Source organism: Acidovorax sp. ST3, from assembly GCF_003231145.1.
Classification (GTDB): domain Bacteria; phylum Pseudomonadota; class Gammaproteobacteria; order Burkholderiales; family Burkholderiaceae_C; genus Acidovorax.
The window spans coordinates 505,051-522,820 of the sequence record NZ_QKVP01000002.1 but is presented as its reverse complement, the minus strand read 5'-3'; the positions used below and the strand labels follow the sequence as shown (position 1 = coordinate 522,820).

At 66.5% G+C, this 17,770-nt stretch carries 16 protein-coding genes; 13 read left to right on the top strand and 3 right to left on the bottom strand.

Annotation, left to right across the window (positions count from 1 at the left end):
- The first annotated feature begins 139 nt into the window (after positions 1 to 139).
- From DNK89_RS07275 to DNK89_RS07255, 5 genes are all read left to right on the top strand, one after another.
- Positions 140 to 1,714: a methyl-accepting chemotaxis protein gene (locus DNK89_RS07275; protein WP_110959525.1), complete on the top strand. Its 1,575-nt coding sequence runs from the start codon at positions 140 to 142 to the stop codon at positions 1,712 to 1,714.
- Between the two features lie 178 nt (positions 1,715 to 1,892).
- Positions 1,893 to 2,993 carry a BMP family ABC transporter substrate-binding protein gene (locus tag DNK89_RS07270; RefSeq protein ID WP_110959524.1) on the top strand — a complete coding sequence of 367 codons (1,101 nt, stop codon included), beginning with the start codon at positions 1,893 to 1,895 and terminating at the stop codon, positions 2,991 to 2,993.
- A 112-nt stretch (positions 2,994 to 3,105) separates the two neighbouring features.
- The gene (guaD, locus tag DNK89_RS07265; RefSeq protein ID WP_110959523.1) at positions 3,106 to 4,404 is read left to right on the top strand and encodes a guanine deaminase; all 1,299 of its coding nucleotides are present in this window, start codon (positions 3,106 to 3,108) and stop codon (positions 4,402 to 4,404) included.
- Positions 4,405 to 4,484: 80 nt separating this feature from the next.
- Complete coding sequence (dcd, locus tag DNK89_RS07260) at positions 4,485 to 5,057, top strand: dCTP deaminase (RefSeq protein ID WP_015012892.1); 573 nt, start codon at positions 4,485 to 4,487, stop codon at positions 5,055 to 5,057.
- Positions 5,058 to 5,205: 148 nt separating this feature from the next.
- On the top strand, positions 5,206 to 5,622 hold the full coding sequence (locus DNK89_RS07255; RefSeq protein WP_238990717.1) for a hypothetical protein: 417 nt from the start codon (positions 5,206 to 5,208) through the stop codon (positions 5,620 to 5,622).
- 34 nt (positions 5,623 to 5,656) lie between these two features.
- Here the strand turns inward: DNK89_RS07255 and DNK89_RS07250 are convergent, their stop codons facing one another.
- The 3 genes from DNK89_RS07250 to pcp all read right to left on the bottom strand — a co-directional run bounded on the left by DNK89_RS07250 (position 5,657) and on the right by pcp (position 9,138).
- Positions 5,657 to 7,360, bottom strand: a complete 1,704-nt coding sequence (locus DNK89_RS07250) for a sensor domain-containing diguanylate cyclase (RefSeq protein ID WP_110959522.1) — start codon at positions 7,358 to 7,360, stop codon at positions 5,657 to 5,659.
- A complete protein-coding gene (locus tag DNK89_RS07245; RefSeq protein WP_110959521.1) occupies positions 7,357 to 8,346 on the bottom strand; it encodes a delta(1)-pyrroline-2-carboxylate reductase family protein in 990 nt (329 codons plus the stop codon). The genes DNK89_RS07250 and DNK89_RS07245 overlap by 4 nt, the downstream gene beginning before the upstream one ends.
- Before the next feature lie 117 nt (positions 8,347 to 8,463).
- Complete coding sequence (gene pcp / locus DNK89_RS07240; protein WP_110959520.1) at positions 8,464 to 9,138, bottom strand: pyroglutamyl-peptidase I; 675 nt, start codon at positions 9,136 to 9,138, stop codon at positions 8,464 to 8,466.
- Between the two features lie 122 nt (positions 9,139 to 9,260).
- On the opposite strand from pcp, the gene DNK89_RS07235 reads away from it, so the two are divergent.
- The 8 genes from DNK89_RS07235 (at position 9,261) to DNK89_RS07200 (ending at position 17,732) form a co-directional block, all read left to right on the top strand.
- Positions 9,261 to 10,145, top strand: a complete 885-nt coding sequence (locus DNK89_RS07235) for a neutral zinc metallopeptidase (protein WP_110959519.1) — start codon at positions 9,261 to 9,263, stop codon at positions 10,143 to 10,145.
- A gap of 33 nt (positions 10,146 to 10,178) precedes the next feature.
- Positions 10,179 to 12,368 (top strand): SulP family inorganic anion transporter, encoded by a 2,190-nt coding sequence (locus DNK89_RS07230; protein WP_110959518.1) that lies wholly within the window; start codon positions 10,179 to 10,181, stop codon positions 12,366 to 12,368.
- Positions 12,369 to 12,494: 126 nt separating this feature from the next.
- Complete coding sequence (locus tag DNK89_RS07225) at positions 12,495 to 12,917, top strand: group II truncated hemoglobin (protein WP_110959517.1); 423 nt, start codon at positions 12,495 to 12,497, stop codon at positions 12,915 to 12,917.
- Positions 12,918 to 13,030: 113 nt separating this feature from the next.
- Positions 13,031 to 13,624 (top strand): LemA family protein, encoded by a 594-nt coding sequence (locus tag DNK89_RS07220; RefSeq protein WP_015012900.1) that lies wholly within the window; start codon positions 13,031 to 13,033, stop codon positions 13,622 to 13,624.
- A gap of 19 nt (positions 13,625 to 13,643) precedes the next feature.
- A complete protein-coding gene (locus DNK89_RS07215; RefSeq protein ID WP_110959516.1) occupies positions 13,644 to 14,735 on the top strand; it encodes a M48 family metalloprotease in 1,092 nt (363 codons plus the stop codon).
- Between the two features lie 41 nt (positions 14,736 to 14,776).
- A complete protein-coding gene (locus DNK89_RS07210; RefSeq protein WP_110959834.1) occupies positions 14,777 to 15,250 on the top strand; it encodes a RidA family protein in 474 nt (157 codons plus the stop codon).
- A 28-nt stretch (positions 15,251 to 15,278) separates the two neighbouring features.
- Positions 15,279 to 15,545, top strand: a complete 267-nt coding sequence (locus DNK89_RS07205) for a hypothetical protein (protein ID WP_082753478.1) — start codon at positions 15,279 to 15,281, stop codon at positions 15,543 to 15,545.
- 120 nt (positions 15,546 to 15,665) lie between these two features.
- Entirely contained in the window at positions 15,666 to 17,732 is a 2,067-nt protein-coding gene (locus tag DNK89_RS07200) for a bifunctional 2',3'-cyclic-nucleotide 2'-phosphodiesterase/3'-nucleotidase (protein WP_110959515.1), read from the top strand.
- Positions 17,733 to 17,770: the final 38 nt, after the last annotated feature.

Below are 17,770 nucleotides of genomic sequence, written 5' to 3'. Positions count from 1 at the left end.
CATTCGTTCGAATTGCGTCCGGCCCAGGCCCACGGGGTGATCCACCACCATGGCCCTTACCCTGCGCCCCTTGAGACCTTGAACAGTTTCTTTGCGGAGTGCACGGGTGCCGTGTTGCCCCCCTTTTTTGGAGCCTTCCATGTTTCTCAGTCAAATTTCCATTGGCAAGCGCCTCACGCTGGTGCTCGGCCTGATCCTGGCGTTGTTTTTTGCCAGCAGCGTGGTGGCTGTGGTCAAGCTCAGCCAGCTGGGCCGAGAGATCGACGCCATGGTCAACGACAACATCAAGACCGAACGTGCTGGCTCGGACTGGCTGCGCCACACCACTTCCGGCGTACAGCGCGCTGCAGCCATCGCCAAGAGCAGTGACGCCAGCCTGATCCCCTACTTTGCGCCTGCCACGGCGGCGTCGATCCGCGAAACCAATGAGCTGCAGAAGTTCATCGAGTCCAAGATGGACACGCCGGAGAAGAAGCAGCTTTTTGCCAAGGTGGGTGACCTGCGCAAGGACTATTTGGCGGCCCGCGAGGAGGTGAGCAAGTTCAAGCAGGCGGGCGATGCCGAGAACGCCAACAAGGTGTTCACCGAGCGTTTTGAGCCCACCTCCCGCAGTTATCTGGCAGGCGTGCAGCAGATGGTGGACGGCCAGCGCGCCGAGCTGGATGCCGCCGGCAAGCGCAGCGAAGAGCTGCGCGCGCAGACCACACTGCTGCTGCAAATCTGCACCGGCGTGTCGCTGCTGCTGGGCGCCTTGTTGGCCTGGCTGCTGACCACCAGCATCACGCGCCCGCTGCGCCAGGCTGAGGCCATTGCCGAGACCATCGCCAACATGGACCTGACGGGGGCTCCCCAGGCGAGCTACGCCAACGATGAAACCGGCCACCTGCTGCGCGCGCTGGATGCCATGCGCAGTGCGCTGCACCGTTCGCTGCAGCAAGTGCGGGGCGTGGTGGACAGCATCTCCACAGCCAGTACCCAGATCGCGATTGGCAACCAGGACCTGAGCGCGCGCACCGAGCAGACAGCCAGCAGCCTGCAGGAGACCGCCAGCTCGATGGAAGAGCTGACCAGTACCGTGCGTCAGAGCGCCGATTCGGCCGTGCAGGCCAACCAGCTGGCCGTGTCGGCGGCGCAGGTGGCCCAGCGCGGTGGCGATGTGGTGGCACAGGTGGTGACCACCATGGACGAGATCAACACCAGCAGCAAGAAGATCGCCGATATCATCGGCACCATCGACGGCATCGCGTTCCAGACCAACATCCTGGCCCTCAACGCTGCCGTGGAAGCCGCCCGTGCTGGCGAGCAGGGCCGCGGCTTTGCCGTGGTGGCCAGCGAAGTGCGCTCGCTGGCCCAGCGCTCGGCCCAGGCGGCCAAGGAAATCAAGACGCTGATTGGCGTGTCGGTGGAAAAGGTTGAGTCGGGTGCTGCCCTGGTGCAGAACGCCGGCACCACCATGGGCGAGATCGTGAGTTCCGTGCGCCGCGTGACCGACATCATTGGCGAGATCAGCGCAGCCGCTTCGGAGCAGAGCCAGGGCATTGGCCAGGTGAATGTGGCGGTGACCCAGCTGGACCAGATGACCCAGCAAAATGCAGCCCTGGTGGAAGAGTCCACCGCAGCCGCCGAAAGCCTGAAGGATCAGGCGTCGCGCCTGGCCGAAGTCGTCGGTGCTTTCCGCCTGGGCGCGGGCCCGCAGGCGCTGCGGCTGAATTGAAATTGATGGCGGGGCTCTGCGCACTGCCGCAGCGCTCCGCCCGTGCTTGAAAGCGTTTTTTCCCGACAGTCTTTGCAACATCGCTTCATGTAGTTTTCGCACAGTCTGACCTTCCCGGTGGCACCGTCGTCCTGCGGTGCTTCCGTTCCATTCCATCAGGGCCATGTAGAGGAACACCATGTACAAAAACCTCGCAGCCACGCTCGTGGCCGCCTGTTTTTTCTCCCCCGTTTTTTCCCAGACCACGCCCGCCAAGGGCAGTGTGACGGAGCCGGTCAAAGCCGGTTTTGTCTATGTCTCACCGATCACCGAGGCAGGCTGGACGCGCCAGCACGACGAAGGCCGCAAGGCCGTCGAGGCCGCGCTGGGCAACCAGGTGAAGACCACGTTCGTCGAGAACGTGGCTGAAGGCGCCGATGCCGAGCGGGTGATCCGCGACCTGGCCGCCACCGGCCACCAGATCATTTTCACGCCCAGCTTTGGCTACATGGAGCCCACGCTCAAGGTGGCACAGGACTATCCGCAGGTGAAGTTCGAGTCCATCACCGGCTACAAAACCACCCCCAATGTGGCTGCCGCCAATGCGCGCTATTACGAGGGGCGCTATCTCGCGGGCATTGCGGCAGGCCGCATGAGCAAGACCGGCGTGGCCGGGTTCGTGGCCGGGTTTCCCATCCCGGAAGTGCTGCAGGGCATCAACGCCTTCACGCTGGGCATGCGCTCGGTCAACCCCCAGGCCACCGTCAAGGTGGTGTGGCTCAACGTGTGGTTCGACCCGCCCAAGGAGCGGGATGCCGCCATGGCGCTGTTCAACCAGGACGTGGACGTGATCGCGTTCCACACGGGCTCCACCGCCGTGATGGCGGCTGCGCAAGAGCGCGGCAAGATGGCCGTGGCCTACCACTCCGACATGCGCAAGACCGGGCCCGATGCCCAGATCGTGGCCGTGACGCACCAGTGGGGCGCCTACTACACCGAGCGCGTGCGGGCCGTGCAAAACGGCACCTGGAAAAGTGCCAACCTGTGGGGCGGTGTGCGCGAGGGCATGATCCGCGTCGGCGATTTCGGCACCAGGGTGCCCACCGCCGTGCAGCAAGAGGTGCTCAATGCCCAAAAGGCCGTGGGTGCGGGCAAGCTTCAGCCCTTCCGCGCAGGCAAGGCGCCGGTGCGCGACAACGAGGGGCAGGAGCGCATTGCCGCAGGCCAGGCGCTGTCGGATGCACAAATCTTGCAGATGAACTGGCTGGTGGAAGGCGTGGTGGGCAAGGTGTCCCGCTGATCCTGCAAGGCGTATCGCCCATCGTTGTCACTGATCGGTGCTCCCTGAACCCCATAGCCACTATGGGGTGCTGCATATACAAACGGCGCCCCCTGCCGCTAAGCTTGCCGCCATGCCTGTTTACCGTTCTGCCCTTTTGCGTTTTGCCGATGACGGCAGCGCCCTCTATGACGAAGATGGCCTGCTGGCCATTGGCCCGGATGCCCAGGGCCGCCAGCGGGTGCTGGCAGCCGGTGCCTGGCAGACCTTCGCACCCCAGTTCGCCGGAGAGCCGGTGGTGCATTTGCCGGGGCGCATTTTGGCCCCGGGGTTTGTGGACATGCACATCCACTTCCCGCAGACGGACGTGATTGGCTCGCCCGCCGATGGCCTGCTGCCCTGGCTGGAGAACTACACCTTTCCCCACGAGTCACGGTTTGTAGACCCTGGCTACAGCGCCCAGGTGGCTGAATTTTTTGTGGCCGAGTTGCTGCGCAACGGTGTGACCACAGCCCTGGCGTTCTCGACGTCTCACCCCGCTTCGGTGGACGCCTTGTTTGCCGAGGTCCAACGGCAGCAGATGCGCCTCATCACCGGCAAGGTCCTGCAGGACCGCCACTCGCCCGACGGTGTGCGCGACGACACCGAGCAGAGCCTGATCGACTCCGAGGCGCTCATCCGGCGCTGGCACGGCGTGGACCGGCTCGGCTACGCCATCACCCCCCGCTTTGCGCCCACCAGCACCCATGAGCAATTGCGTGGCGCGGGCGAGCTGGCTGCGCGCTACCACGATGTGTGGATTCAATCCCACGTGGCCGAAAACCGCGACGAAATCCGTTGGGCGCGCGAACTGTTCCCCGCCGCGCGCAGTTACCTGGGCGTGTACGACGACTTTGGCCTGATGCGCGAGCGTGCGGTGTATGCCCACTGCATCCACTTCGACGACGACGACCGGGCGCTGATGCGCGACACCGGCGCGGTGGCTGCGGTCAGCCCCACCAGCAATCTTTTTCTGGGCAGCGGGTTCTTCGACTACGCGGGGGCCGACCGGGTGGGCTTCGGCTACGGCCTGGCCAGCGATGTGGGCGGGGGCACCAGCTTCAGCCCGTTCCACACCATGCTGGCCGCGTACTACGTGGGGCGGGAGGGGCAGACCAAACAGGGCCTGAGCCTGTCGCCCCAGCAACTGTGGTGGCAACACACGGCTGGGGCCGCCAAGGCGCTGGGCCTGGCCGGTGTGGTGGGCAATCTGCAGCCGGGCTGCGAGGCCGATTTTGTGGTGCTGAACCCCGAGGCCACGCCGCTTTTGGCGCGCAAGACGCGCCAGGCGCGCAACCTGGATGAGCTTTTGTTTGCGCTGATCGTGCTCGGTGACGACCGCGTGGTGCAGGAAACGGTGATTTCTCAAGCAAAATACGGCTCCAGCGCTTGATATTCATGCGCTACCAGCTACGTATTTAATAGCGCCCGGCAGACCACCACTGTGCGGGCCACAGCGCAGGGAGTTCTGCTATGAGCATCAAGAGCGACAAATGGATCCGCCGCATGGCGGCCGAGCACGGCATGATCGAGCCCTTCGAGCCCGGTCAGGTGCGTGAGGTCGAGGGCCGCAAGATCATCAGCTACGGCACCAGCAGCTACGGCTACGACATCCGCTGTGCGCCCGAATTCAAGGTGTTCACCAACATCCACAGCACCGTGGTGGACCCGAAGAACTTCGACGAAAAGAGCTTTGTCGATTTCGAAGGCGACAGCTGCATCATCCCTCCCAACAGCTTTGCGCTGGCCCGCACGGTCGAATACTTCCGCATCCCGCGCAACGTGCTCACCATCTGCCTGGGCAAAAGCACCTACGCGCGCTGCGGCATCATCGTCAACGTGACCCCGTTCGAGCCCGAGTGGGAAGGGTATGTGACGCTGGAGTTCAGCAACACCACGCCGTTGCCCGCACGCATCTATGCCGGCGAAGGCTGCGCCCAGGTGCTGTTCTTCGAAAGCGACAAGGACGACGTCTGCGAGGTCAGCTATCGTGACCGGGGCGGGAAGTACCAGGGCCAGGTGGGCGTGACGCTGCCCAAGGCCTGACGGCCTCGGCGGCGCGCTGGGTACCCGCCCTGTGGCCAGGGGCGGTGTCCTACAAGCGCCATGCGCCTTGGCTGAAATGCAAGCATCGGTAAGTTTTTTAGCATCGGTGACATGCCTCCCGGGAGATGGGGGCTGATGGAGTCCCGCCATGCTGATGTCCGCTGTTGCCTCAAGTTTTTTCTTTGCGCCCGTCCGTGCCTTGGCACCTGCGCAGGGCGCTGCGGTCGCCGCCAAAGCCAAAATGCCAGCCGCTTCGCCGGTGGCCTCAGCGTTTCAGTCGGCTGATACGGCGCCGGACCCTGCAGACGCGGACTGTCACACCCACCACACCCACACCAACACCTATTGGCCTTGTGAACTCCTCAACGACTTCGTGCTGCGCATGGCCGCGCAAGGCCATTGCGTGAACATGTCGATGATGCTGGGCCACCGGCCTTACGCGCTGGAGCGGCTGGCCCTGGCAGCCCAGGCGACGGATGCCGGCTTGCAGGAACTGGCGGGCCAGCTGCGGCCGTACTTCGATGCGCCGGTGCTGGAGGCCGGGGCAGTATCCAGCGGGCACTGACAGGTGCTTGTTTTCGGAATGCTCTGACGTCCGCTCAAGCTTCCACACAAACCCGATTGCGTCCCTGCCCCTTGGCCTCGTAGAGCGCCGCGTCGCCCCGCCGCAGCATGGCGGCACCGTTGTCTTCCGCGCCGCGCATCGTGGCCACGCCCGCGCTGACGGTGATCGTCCCCACCACCGGATCCTGCTGCTCCGCCATGGCCGCGACCAGGGCTTGTGCAATCGATTGGGCGCCGTTCAGGTCGGTGTCGGGCAAAAGCGCCACAAACTCCTCGCCCCCCAGCCGGGCCACCACATCTGAGCCCCGCAGGCGGGACTCCAGCGTGCGCGCCAGGCGCCGCAGCACCTCGTCCCCCGCCTCGTGTCCGTAGGTGTCGTTCACCCGCTTGAAGTGGTCCACGTCCACGGTGATCAGGCTCAACGGACGGCTGCTGCGCCGCGCCAGCGCCACGGCAAAGGCCATTTGTGTCTCGAAGCCGCGCCGGTTCAGTAGGCCGGTCAGGGCGTCTGTACGCGCCTGCAGGTCCAGGGCGCGGTTAGCCGCCTCCAGTTCCAGTGTGCGCAACCGCACTTTTTCCTCCATCGCCTCACGGGCGGCCAGCAGACGGTGCGTCATGCTGCCCAGCGACTGCGAGAGCTGCTGCACTTCGCGGCTGCTCTGCATGGCCGGTATGTCACTGCCCGGGCGGCCTGCCTCCACCGCGCTGGCGGCATCGGCCAGCGCATACAGGTCCACGCTCAGGCGCCGGGCGGCCAGCCAGGCCAGGGCCGAGGCCAACAGCGCAGCGGCCAGACCGATGGCGAGTGCCAGCTGCACAGTGTCATCCGCCTCAGCAAAAGCCAGCTCAACGGGTTGGCGCGCCACGATGCGCCAGCCCAGGTCGCTGGCAGCGTTGCGTGGTTGCAGCTGGGTGGCTGCGGTCAGGTAGCGTTTGCCGTCTTGCCACCGTGCCACGGCGGTCTGCGTGTTGCCGCCGCCGTCGCGGTTATTGTTGATCTGAATGCCCTCAGGCAGCCGCTGCCCGGCGGCCCTCATCACCTCGGTCCGCCCGCCGGGGGCAAAGATCAGGGTGCCTTGCCGGTCAAAGATGAACAGTTCCAGCGCGCTCTCGTCAGACGAAGCGGGCGTGAGGCTTTCGAGCACCTCGCGGGTCCATTGCCAGCTGCCATGGATGGCGAATACGCCCACGGTGGTGGGCCCGATGCGGATGGGGGCGGCAAAGTCCACAAAACGGTGCGGCTCGCCCGTCGCGGTGGGGGGCAGCAGGGATTCGAGCAACTGTGCTGCATGCACGTCGCCCACGTGCACCCCGTCAAGCCCTTGCTGAAACCAGGGGCGCTGGGCCACGCTCTGCCCCACCAGCAATCCACCCGTGGCGTTGCGCACCACCCCTTGGGCGTCGGCCACGCCAATCCACACATTGGTGGGTTGCATGGCCTGGCTGCGGGCCAGCATGTGCTGTGCCTCGGCAGAGTCGAGTCCCTTGGACCAGACCACTTCAGCGCTCGCCATCACCTCGGCCTCGAGGCTGCGTTGCATGAGGCCTTGAGCCAGGAGCTTGCCGGCATTCTCAGCCACCACCTGCAACGAGTTTCCTGCATCGCGCCGGATGCGGTGCTTGAGCAGTTCGCCAAACCCCAGCGACAGCAACACCGAAAGGCCCACCACCAGCGTGCCGAACACCAGCGCGATCTGCATGCGCAGGCTGTGGTCTGAAAAGCGGGTGATGAACATCATGCGGGCGTTGCGGTCACAGAGTCCATTGCTGCCGGGGCCCGGGTGGCATTGCGCAGCGCCAGCCGGGCTGCTGCCAGGTCCCAGCCAGCCCAGCCGCAGCTTTTGAACAACACGGGGCCCGGTGGGTGCTTCAGCGCCGCATTGCGGTGGTCACGCACCACATCGCCCAGCGTGGGGAGCGCGGCCACATCCAGGCCTGCCTGCAACAGATCGCCTGCTTCGTGCAGCGCATCGCTGGTGTCCACCACGATGCGCCCGTGCTGCGCGATGTGCTGGCACAGGCCTGGGGCCAGCTCCACCATGGTGGGCGTGAAGGCGCCCACCGCTGCGATGAAGGTGTCGGGCCGGGGCGGGGCGCTCAGCACCACGGCCTTGCCGGTGGTGCAGGTGGCGATCAGCGGGCAATGAGGCATGGCGGCGTCGGCGTCGGGCACCACCCGAGCCTGGGCGCCCAGCGCTTGCACTTGCGCCGCGAGGGCCTCGGCGCTGGCGCGGCTGCGGGAGGCGATCCACACTTCGCGCACGCCGAGGCCGTGGATGAAGGCCTCGGCATGCGCCAGGCCCTGCACCCCTGCGCCTACGATGAGCAAAGGCCCTTGTGGTACCAGCGCCAGCCGCTGGGCGGCCAGCAGCGACGCTGCGGCGGTGCGCCGTGCGGTGACGGTGGGGCCATGAAGCACCAGCCTGCGCTCGCCCGTGGCGATGTCAAACACCACCACATCGCCCTGGATCGACGGGCGCCCGGTGCCCGCATTGCCCGGGGTCAGGGTGATGAGCTTGGTCATGGCCACCGCCTGATCCGTGGCGGGCATCACAAACAGGCTGCCGCCTTGTGCCAGCGGCAGCACGGTCCGCTGGGGTACCACCACGCTGTTGTCCTGCAGCAAGGCGGCTATTTCATCGGCCAGTTCGGACCAGGGTAGGCGCGCAGCGGTAGCTGCCGCGTCCAGCAGGCCAGGGGGTGCGAAAGAGGGGGCAAAAGGCATGCGCGGACTTTACACAGCGTGCCGGCGGCCTGGGAGCGGAGAACCCCTCACCGACGCCGGGTACGGGGCCACAGGGCAGGGCGGTCTCGGCTCAGGTTGGCTGTACGCGGTAGTTCATCAATGCGTGGCCCCTGCCTGCAGCGCGATGTCCTGCGGGGCCAGCACCGCCGCCCACAAGGCCGCATGGATGCCGCGCACCATGTCGCGCAGGGGCAGATGGGGCTCGCCCTGGCCGCTGAGCCAGGGCACATGCACAAAGCCGCCACGCGCTCCCTGGGGGGCAGCGCCCTGCGCCAGCAAGTGCATCAGCCCGTACAGCACATGGTTGCAGACAAAAGTGCCTGCGGTCTGCGATACCTCGCAGGGCACGCCTGCCCGCTGCACGCCACGCAGCATGGCCTTGATGGGTAGGCTGGCAAAGTAGGCGGCGGGCCCGTCGGCCTGCACCGGGGTGTCGATGGGCTGGGCGCCGCAGTTGTCGGGGATGCGCGCATCGTTGATGTTGATGCCAATGCGCTCGATGGACAGCGCTGCCCGTCCGCCTGCCAGACCCAGGCACAGCGTGATGGAGGGCTGGTGCTCCTGCAGCAGCGACTGCAGCCGCTGCAACGACTGCCCGAACACCGTGGGCAACTGCGCGGCCGCCACCTGGTGCCCTGCAATGCGCTGGCCGTGCAGCGCTTGCGCAATCAGCCAGCTGGGGTTGTGTGCGCCGCCGCCAAACGGGTCAAAGCCAGTCAGCAGGATGGCCGAGCCGGCCTGGGGCGTGCTGTGGGGGGTGTCAGGGGCCATGGATGTCATGAAAGGCGGGCTGAAGCGGGGTGGAACACATCGTAAATCGTCCACGCCGGGGCCGTCCCGGCGCGTAACATGCAGGCTTGGCCGCCCCGCCGTGAGGGCGCTGGAGAGATGCAATGAGATGGGAAGGCAATCGCGAGTCCGACAATGTGGAAGACCGCCGCGATGACGGAGGTGGCGGCGGATCGCCGGTTTTCGGGGGGCGCAGCATCGGTATCGGCACCATCGTGATCGCGCTGGTGGGTGGCTGGGTGCTGGGCATCAACCCTTTGACCATCCTGGGGTTGCTCAGCGGTGGCGGCCCGGCGCCCCAGGTCCAGACACAGCCCCATACCCCTGCCCACCGGCCTCCGGCCGATGACACCATGGCACGTTTTGTGTCTACGGTGCTTGCGGACACGGAGGATGTGTGGGGCGAGTTGTTCCGCCAGGGCGGCGGGCGCTACCAGGACCCGCGGCTGGTGTTGTTCCGGGGCGCCACGCCCACCGCCTGTGGCACGGGCCAGGCCGCCATGGGCCCGTTCTATTGCCCGGCTGACCAGAAGGTCTACATCGACCTGGGCTTTTACGAAACTCTCAAGACCCGGTTGGGAGCCCCCGGCGACTTTGCCCAGGCCTACGTGATTGCCCACGAGGTGGGCCACCATGTGCAGAACCAGCTCGGCATCAGCGCCAAGGTGGACCAGATGCGGGGCCGTGTGAGCAAGGTCGAATACAACGCGTTGTCGGTGCGGCTGGAACTGCAGGCCGACTGCTTTGCGGGGGTCTGGGCCCACCACGCCCAGAAGGCCCGGCAGATCCTGGAGCAGGGCGATGTGGAAGAAGCCATGAACGCCGCCGCCAAGATTGGTGACGATGCGCTGCAGCGGGCCAACGGCGGCGCCGTGGTGCCCGAGAGCTTCACGCACGGCACCAGCGCCCAGCGGCAGCGCTGGTTCAACAGCGGCCTGCAAAGCGGCAGTGTCAAGACCTGCGACACCTTTGCAGCGCGCAGCCTGTAGGCGCGCAATGCCCGGGGTTTGCTAGACACCTCCATGCCACCGACCGCACCCGTGACTGCCTCGCTGCATCGCCGTGCCGGGCCTTCGGCGGGGGCAGAGGTCGGGCCGTCAGCGCCGCAGCCCTCGGGGGCAGCGGCGGCGTGGTCGGCGGCGGCGGTCACCGTGCCCCATGCCGTGGGGCTGGGGCTGCTGGCATTTGCGCCGCTGGCGGGGGAACATTCTCTGGCCGCGCTGGCGTTGTGGTCGGCCGCATTGCCCGGCCTGTTGCTGACCTTGGCGACGCCCCGGGCCGGAGTCGTGTATGCACCGACCACGGTGGTGGCATTGCTGTTTGCTGCCGTGCTGGCAACCGCCCACGGCGCGGCCCCCAGCCTGGGCCTGAGCGCGCGCCAGGTACTGGCGGTCAGCGGTGCCACGGTGGCTTTGGCCTTTGTGTTCCAGTGGCTGTTGGGGGTGTTGCGGCTGGCGTCGGTGGCGCGGTTTCTTCCCATCTCGGTCACCCACGGGTTTGCAGCCGGTGTGGGCTTGTCGATGGTGGTAGGCCAGGTGCGCAATGGTTTTGGCGCGGGGGCTGATGCGTTATGGGACGCACGCACCGGCTGGCACCTGCTGGCGGCTCTGGCCGTGGTGGTGCTGGCCTGGGGGCTGCGCCGGCGCTGGCCCCGCATGCCGGGGCTGCTGTCGGCGGTGGCCGTGGTGGCACTGGCCGTGGCGCTAGCAGGGGTATGGGGCGTGGGGCTGGGCAGCGTGTTCGTGCCAGCCGTGTCGCCCAGCGTGTTTGCCTGGCCCATGTTGCCCGATTGGACCGGCATTCCCTGGATGGCCTTGGCCCGGCAACAGGGCTCAGCCCTGGTGGTGTTGGCGGTGCTGATGGCGCTGGTCAACAGCCTGGAGATTCTGGTGTTCAACCAGGAGCTGGAGCTGGACCACGGCCTGCGCGGCAACGCCAACCTGGCCCTGCGCCGCGAGAGCCTGCTGGGTGCACTGTGCGGGCTCGTGGGCATGATTCCCGCATCCACCAGCGCCTCGCGTTCGCGCATCGTGCTGGCGCAGGCGGGGGCCTCGCGCGAAGCCCCGCGCTGGCACGCCGCCATCATGCTGGGGGTGGCGGTCACCGGTGCGTGGTGGTTGCACTGGGTGCCCATGGCCTGTCTGGCAGGGGGGCTGGTGCTGGCGGGCCTGATGCAGGTGCCGGGGCTCATGTGGTCGCTGGGCTACGCCCGCCGGTCGCGGGTGACCTGGGCGCAAAGCTGGCTGGTGGCGCTGGTGTTTGCCGTGATGGGGGGCGTGGGGGCGCTGGTGGCTGGCCTGGTGGTGGCCACGTTTGTGCTGCTGCACGACTCTGCCGCCACGGTGCTGCGCCACGTGCGTCTGGATGGCGAGCTGCGCTCGCGGCGCTTGCGCCGTGCCGGGTCGGACAGCTGGCTGACACCGCGCATGAACCAGGTGGCTGTGTTTGAGCTGCAAGGCGTGATGTCTTTTGGGGTGGCCGCCCATCTGGCCGAGCAGGTGCGCATGCTGCTGCTGCCGCGCCATCGCTGGGTCATTCTGGACGCGGGCCGTGTGCCTGCGTGGGACAGCACGGCAATGGCCCAACTGCGGGCGCTGGTGCGTGACCTGGACCAGCAGGGCATCGCCGCGGCCGTTGCAGCCCTGGACCTCATGGCCGCCGAGCATGCCGGAGAGCATGTGCGCGCCTTTGCCGACCTGGACCGGGCGCTGGAATGGGCCGAGGTGGGCATTCTGTCCCAGCGGCCCATCGAGCAGCGCCCCGTGCACCCCGAGCGGGATGTGCTGGGCGAAGTGGGCGAGGGCGTGCCCAAGGCCGCGGCCGAGGCCTTGCAGGCACTGCTGGTGCCGCAGGCCGTTGCACCCCATGGTGTGGTGTTCCATGCGGGCGATACGGACCATGACCTCCTCGTGGTCAAGTCCGGCCACATCACGTTGGTGACCCAATGGCCGCCCGACAAGGGCTTGCGCCTGGCCACCGTCGGTCCGGGCATGGCGTTTGGCGAGATGGCCTTCCTTAACGGTGCGGCCCGCAGTGCCTGCGCGGGCGCCGAACGTGGCCCGGCGCACCTGGTGCGGTTGTCGCGCGCGCATTTCGACGCCTGGGCCCGGCAGTATCCTGAGGCGGCCCTCACGGTGATGAACAACCTGGCCCAGATCGGCGCCCGGCGCCTGGCGGTGACCACGCGGCAGCTGCGGGCGGTGCTGGAGTAACGGAGCGCAGGGCAACGGGTGTCGATGCGCGGCTGTCCCCCACGCGCTGCAGGCGCATGACAAGGCCCGGATTTCTATAATCCAAGGCTTCCCGACACCGCCTGGCAACCTCTTTTTGCCAACCCCATGGAATCCACCCCCTCGTCCTCCGCCGCAGAGGCCCCCGTGGCCACCACCCCTTTTGAATGGATCGGCGGCGAAGAACGCGTACGCGCCCTGACCGAGCGCTTCTACGACCTGATGGACCTGGAGCCCGGTTACGCCGAGCTGCGTGCCGCCCATGGCAGCGATCTGGGCCAGGCCCGGCAAAAGCTGTTCATGTTTCTGTGCGGCTGGCTGGGCGGGCCGTCGTACTACACCGACCAGTTTGGCCACCCCCGCCTGCGTGCGCGCCACATGCCGTTTGCCATCGGCATCAAGGAGCGCGACCAGTGGGTGGCCTGCATGGACCAGGCCATGGGCGAGACCGGCGTGCCCACCGACCTGCGCGTGCGGCTGAAGGAAAGCTTCATGGGCACGGCCGACTGGATGCGCAACAAAGGGGTGTAGCCAGCCCGCAAGGCGGCCCTCTTTTGCACCCTTGCAGGGCGCCCTTACGGGTTTCCCGAGGCTTCTTCCGCAGGCTCTAAGATGCTCCCTCCAACAAATTCAGGAGGTGGGGTATGTCGGCAACTGCATGGGTCGTGGTCGTTGTGCTGGTCGCGGTGGGGTTGTGGGCTGTGGCGGTCTACAACCGGCTGGTGCAGTTGCGCAACCGCATTGCCAACGCGTTTGGTCAGATCGATGTGCAGCTCAAGCGCCGGTATGACCTGATTCCCAACCTGGTGGAGGTGGCGCGCGGCTATCTCGCGCACGAGGCCGCCACGCTAGAGGCTGTCATCAAGGCCCGCAGCCAGGCGCAGGGTGCGGCTGCAGCGGTGCGTGCCGCACCGCAAAGCGCCAGCGCCATGGGCGCGCTGGCAGCGGCAGAGGGCGTACTCGGCGGCAGCTTGGGCCGCCTGATGGTGGTGGCCGAGAGTTACCCTGAACTCAAGGCCGACGCCACCATGCAGTCGCTGTCCGAAGAAATCACCAGCACTGAAAACCGCCTCGGTTTTGCACGCCAGGCCTACAACGACCAGGCGCTGGAGTTCAACGATGCGGCGGCGCAGTTCCCGGACCTCATCGTCGCGCGCCTGCTGGGTTTTGCGCCCGCGCCCATGCTGGCGTCCACGCAGTCCGACGAAGAGCGCGCCGCGCCCCGGGTGAAGTTCTGACCCTTCCATTGCCGCATCCATGAAGTTCTGGGATCACCAGCACAACGCGCGCAGCGAGACGCGCCGCCTGCTGCTGGGTTTTGCCTTCGCTGTGGTCGTTCTGGTGGCGGCCGTGCATGCGGCCCTGGCGCTGGCCTGGTGGCTGATGGTGGCGGTGCTGCCCGTGCACTTGCCCTTCCCCCAAGGTTTTCTGGCCGCCAATGTGGGGGTCTCGCTGATGCTGGTGCTGGGCGGCTGGTGGGTAGAGACGTCCAACTTGCGTGCAGGTGGTGTCAAGCTGGCACAGCGTGTGGGCGCGCGCGAGTTGCGCCCGTCGCTGTCGCACGCCGAGCAGCGGCTGTCCAACATCGTGGACGAGCTGTGCATTGCCGCGCACATGCCGCGCCCGCAGATCATGGTCATGCCGCGCACCGATGCCATCAACGCGTTCGCTGCCGGGTGGGACGAGAGCGACGCCGTCATTGCCGTGACGCAGGGCGCCCTGGACTACCTCACACGCGAAGAGATGCAGGGCATGGTGGCGCATGAGCTGAGCCATCTACACGAGGGCGACACTCGCCTGAAGATGCGCCTGGCGGGCATGGTGTTCGGGCTGGAGCTGGTCTACAACTTTGGTGACACGATGCGCGAGCGCCGGGGCCTGGCCTGGTGGTTCGGTTCGGCCATCATGGTGGCGGGCTTTGCGGGCTGGCTCACCGGCCGCATGCTCAAGGCCGCCGTATCGCGACAGCGCGAATATCTGGCCGACGCACGCGCGGTGCAATGGACCCGCAGCCGCGATGGCCTGGGTGGTGTGCTGCGCAAGGTCATGGCCCAGCGCCGCGACACCCCGGCCGGGTATGCCGAGAACCCCGTCCACACCGGCTTGGCCCACCCGGCTGTGCAGCACATGCTGCTGGTGGACGTACCCGGCCGCAGCCGCATGGAGCGCTGGCTGGACACCCACCCCACGCTCGACGACCGCGTGCAGCGCGTGTATGGCCGCCGCATGCAGCCCTTGCCCGCCGTGCCGGTGCCTGCAGGGCATGAATCGGCGCGGCGTGACGAGGGTGGGGCGGCCGGCACCGGGTCTATCGCCTCGCTGGTAGACCCTTTTGCGCGCTTCATGTAGCCCGCAGCGAAGACGGCAGTTTTTTCAGGAGACCCATGTCCATGTCACGCGATGCGCGATTTGAGGAACAGGCCCAGGCACTGGGCTACCGCTTTGATGGCGAGATCAAGATTGGTGGCAACTACGTCCCGCTGGTGTGTGACGGCCACCACATCTACCTGAGCGGGCAGATCCCGCGCGTGGGCGACACGGTGGTCGTCACGGGCGCGGCGGGGGCCGATGCCTCGCTGGCCGATGCGCAAAAGGCCGCCAAGGTTTGCGCGATGCGGGCGCTGGCGCTGCTGCAGCGCGCCGTGGGTTCGCTGGATGCCGTGCAGTCCATCCTGCGCATCACCGTGTATGTGCAGTCGGCGCCCACGTTCACGCAGCAAAGTGAGGTGGCCGATGGCGCGTCGGAGGTGCTGTTTGCCGTGCTGGGAGAGGCCGGCGCCCACACCCGCACGTCGGTCGGAGTGCTGCAGCTACCCAAGAACGCAACGGTGGAGGTGGACTTGATCGCCTCGGTGCGAACCTGACGGCTCCCTCGCGTCTGGACAAACTCCTATGACTGCCGCTGAACCATTCCCCACACCTGCTCAACAGCCGGAAGCCCATGGGTACCCGCGCTTCAATGTGTTCGGCCGCATCGTCGAAGTGCGCCGCGAAGGCGCGCTATGGCAGGCCTACCGCGTGGGCGCTGACGGCAAGCGCACGCCCTCGGGCTTTGTGATCCCCGACTTTGTCGAAGAGCATGAACTCGTGCAGTTTCTGGAAGACCTGTTCCACGAGAGTGCATCGCCCCACAACGGCGACGTGCACCGCATCGATTGAGCCGCTATGAGGCCCGCTGACTGCCGCGTGCGGCGAGGGTGTTGCATCGACGTTGCCACGTCACACCGCTGTCAAACCCGGCCCAGACACTCGGTCCCTTGTTTCCAACAGGGACTGTTCATGTCTGAACGCATTCTGGGTTTTCTGATTTCCCCTTCGCAGGTTTCACGCCGTGTCGCCGTACTGGGTGTGGTGGCGCTGGCTGCGTCGCTGGCCGCCTGTGGCGGCAGCAGCGACAACGCCAGCAGCAACGCGGGCGCCACAGCCACGCTGACTGTGCTGGAGACCACCGACCTGCACTTCAATGTGCGCAGCTACGACTACTTCAAGCTGGCCGAAGACAAGAGCTACGGCTTTGAGCGCACCGCCACGCTGGTGCGCGCTGCCCGCAAGGAGTTTGCCAACACGCTGCTGGTGGACAACGGCGACACCATTCAGGGCACTGCGCTGGCCGACTACGAGGCCACCGTCAGCCCCATCCCTTGCACGCAGCAGCTGTCCATGTACAAGGCCATGGGCGCGCTGGGCTTTGATGCGGGCACGCTGGGCAACCACGAGTTCAACTACGGCTTGCCCTTCCTGAACCAGGTGCTGGGTGGCGGGCTGGACGTGGATGGGGTCGATGCCACCAAGAAATGCGCAGGTGCAGGCTACCCCGCCGTGCTGGCCAACGTGTACAGCAACAAGACCAAGAAGCCGCTGGTGCAGCCTTACACGTTGCTGGAACGCACGCTGGTGGCCAAGGGCACCGATGGCAAGGAAGTGAAGCTGCCGATCAAAATTGGTGTGATCGGCTTCACCACCCCCGGCATCATGAACTGGGACAAGCGCTACCTCGAAGGCAAGGTCTACACGGAAGGTGCCGTGGAATCCGCCAACAAGTACGTGCCCGAGCTGCGCGCCAAGGGCGCCGACATCGTGGTGGCGCTGTTGCACGGCGGGCTCGACAGTGCCGCCTACTCGGCCACCATGGAGAACCCGGGCTTGTACCTGTCCAAGGTGGCGGGCATTGATGCCATGGTGATGGGCCACCAGCACGGCGTGTTCCCCGACACCGCAGCCACCCCCAGCTTCAACCTGCCGGGCGTGGACCACAAGGCGGGCACGGTGAACGGCGTGCCCGCCGTGATGGCCAGCTCGTGGGGCAAGGCCCTGGGCGTGGTGCAGCTGGCGCTGCAGTGGGACGGCAGCAAGTGGGTGGTCAACAAGTCCGCCAGCAAGAGCGAGCTGCGCAACATCCAGAGCAAGAATGCTGCAGGCGCCACGGTGACTGTGGATGCAGACCCTGCTATCGCCCCGTTGATCGAGACGCAGCACCAAGCTGCAATCCAGTATGTGAAGACACCGATCGGCCAGACTGACTTCCGCATGAGCACGCTGTTTGCTGATGTGGGTGACCCCGGTGCGATCCAGATCGTGAACCAGGCCCAGCAGGCCTATGTGGCGGCTTACATCAAGGCCAGCCTGCCGCAGTACGCTGCGTTGCCCGTGCTGTCGGTGAGCGCGCCGTTCAAGAGCGGCTTCCAGGGCGGTGCCGACTACACCGACGTGGCCGTGGGCCCGCTGGCCATCAACAACGCGGCCGACCTGTACCTGTATCCCAACACGGTGTACGCGGTGAAGGTGAACGGCGCGGACATCAAGAACTGGCTTGAAGCCGCTGCCAAGCGCTTCAACCAGATCGACCCGGCCAAGACCACCGAGCAGCAGCTCATCAGCACTTTCCCGGGCTACAACTTCGACATGTTCACCACTGCGGACATGCAGTACGAGATCGACGTGACCCAGCCCGTGGGCAGCCGCATCAAGAACCTGACCTACCTGGGCAAACCCATCGATGGGGCGCAGGAGTTTGTGATCGCCACCAACAACTACCGCGCCACCAGCGGCAAGAGCTTTATCGACAAGCTGGACGGCTCGGGCACCATCTGGGCCTCGCCCGACGCGAACCGCGATGTGGTCATCGACTACATCCGCAAGAACCCGGCAGTGACCCGCACCGCCAACGGCGCGGCCAAGAGCTGGCGCTTTGCCAAGGCCACAGTGGCGGGGCCGGTGGTGTTCAGCTCAGGCGCCAATGCGCTCAGCGTGGCACAGGCAGCCGGGCTGGGCAACGTGTCGCTGCTGGCGGCCGATGATGGCTCGGGCAAGGGCACGTCGAAGTACGGCGTGGACTTGTCCAAGTAGTCGTCCCCCTGCCGTTGTGGGTGCCGTGGCGGTGCGTG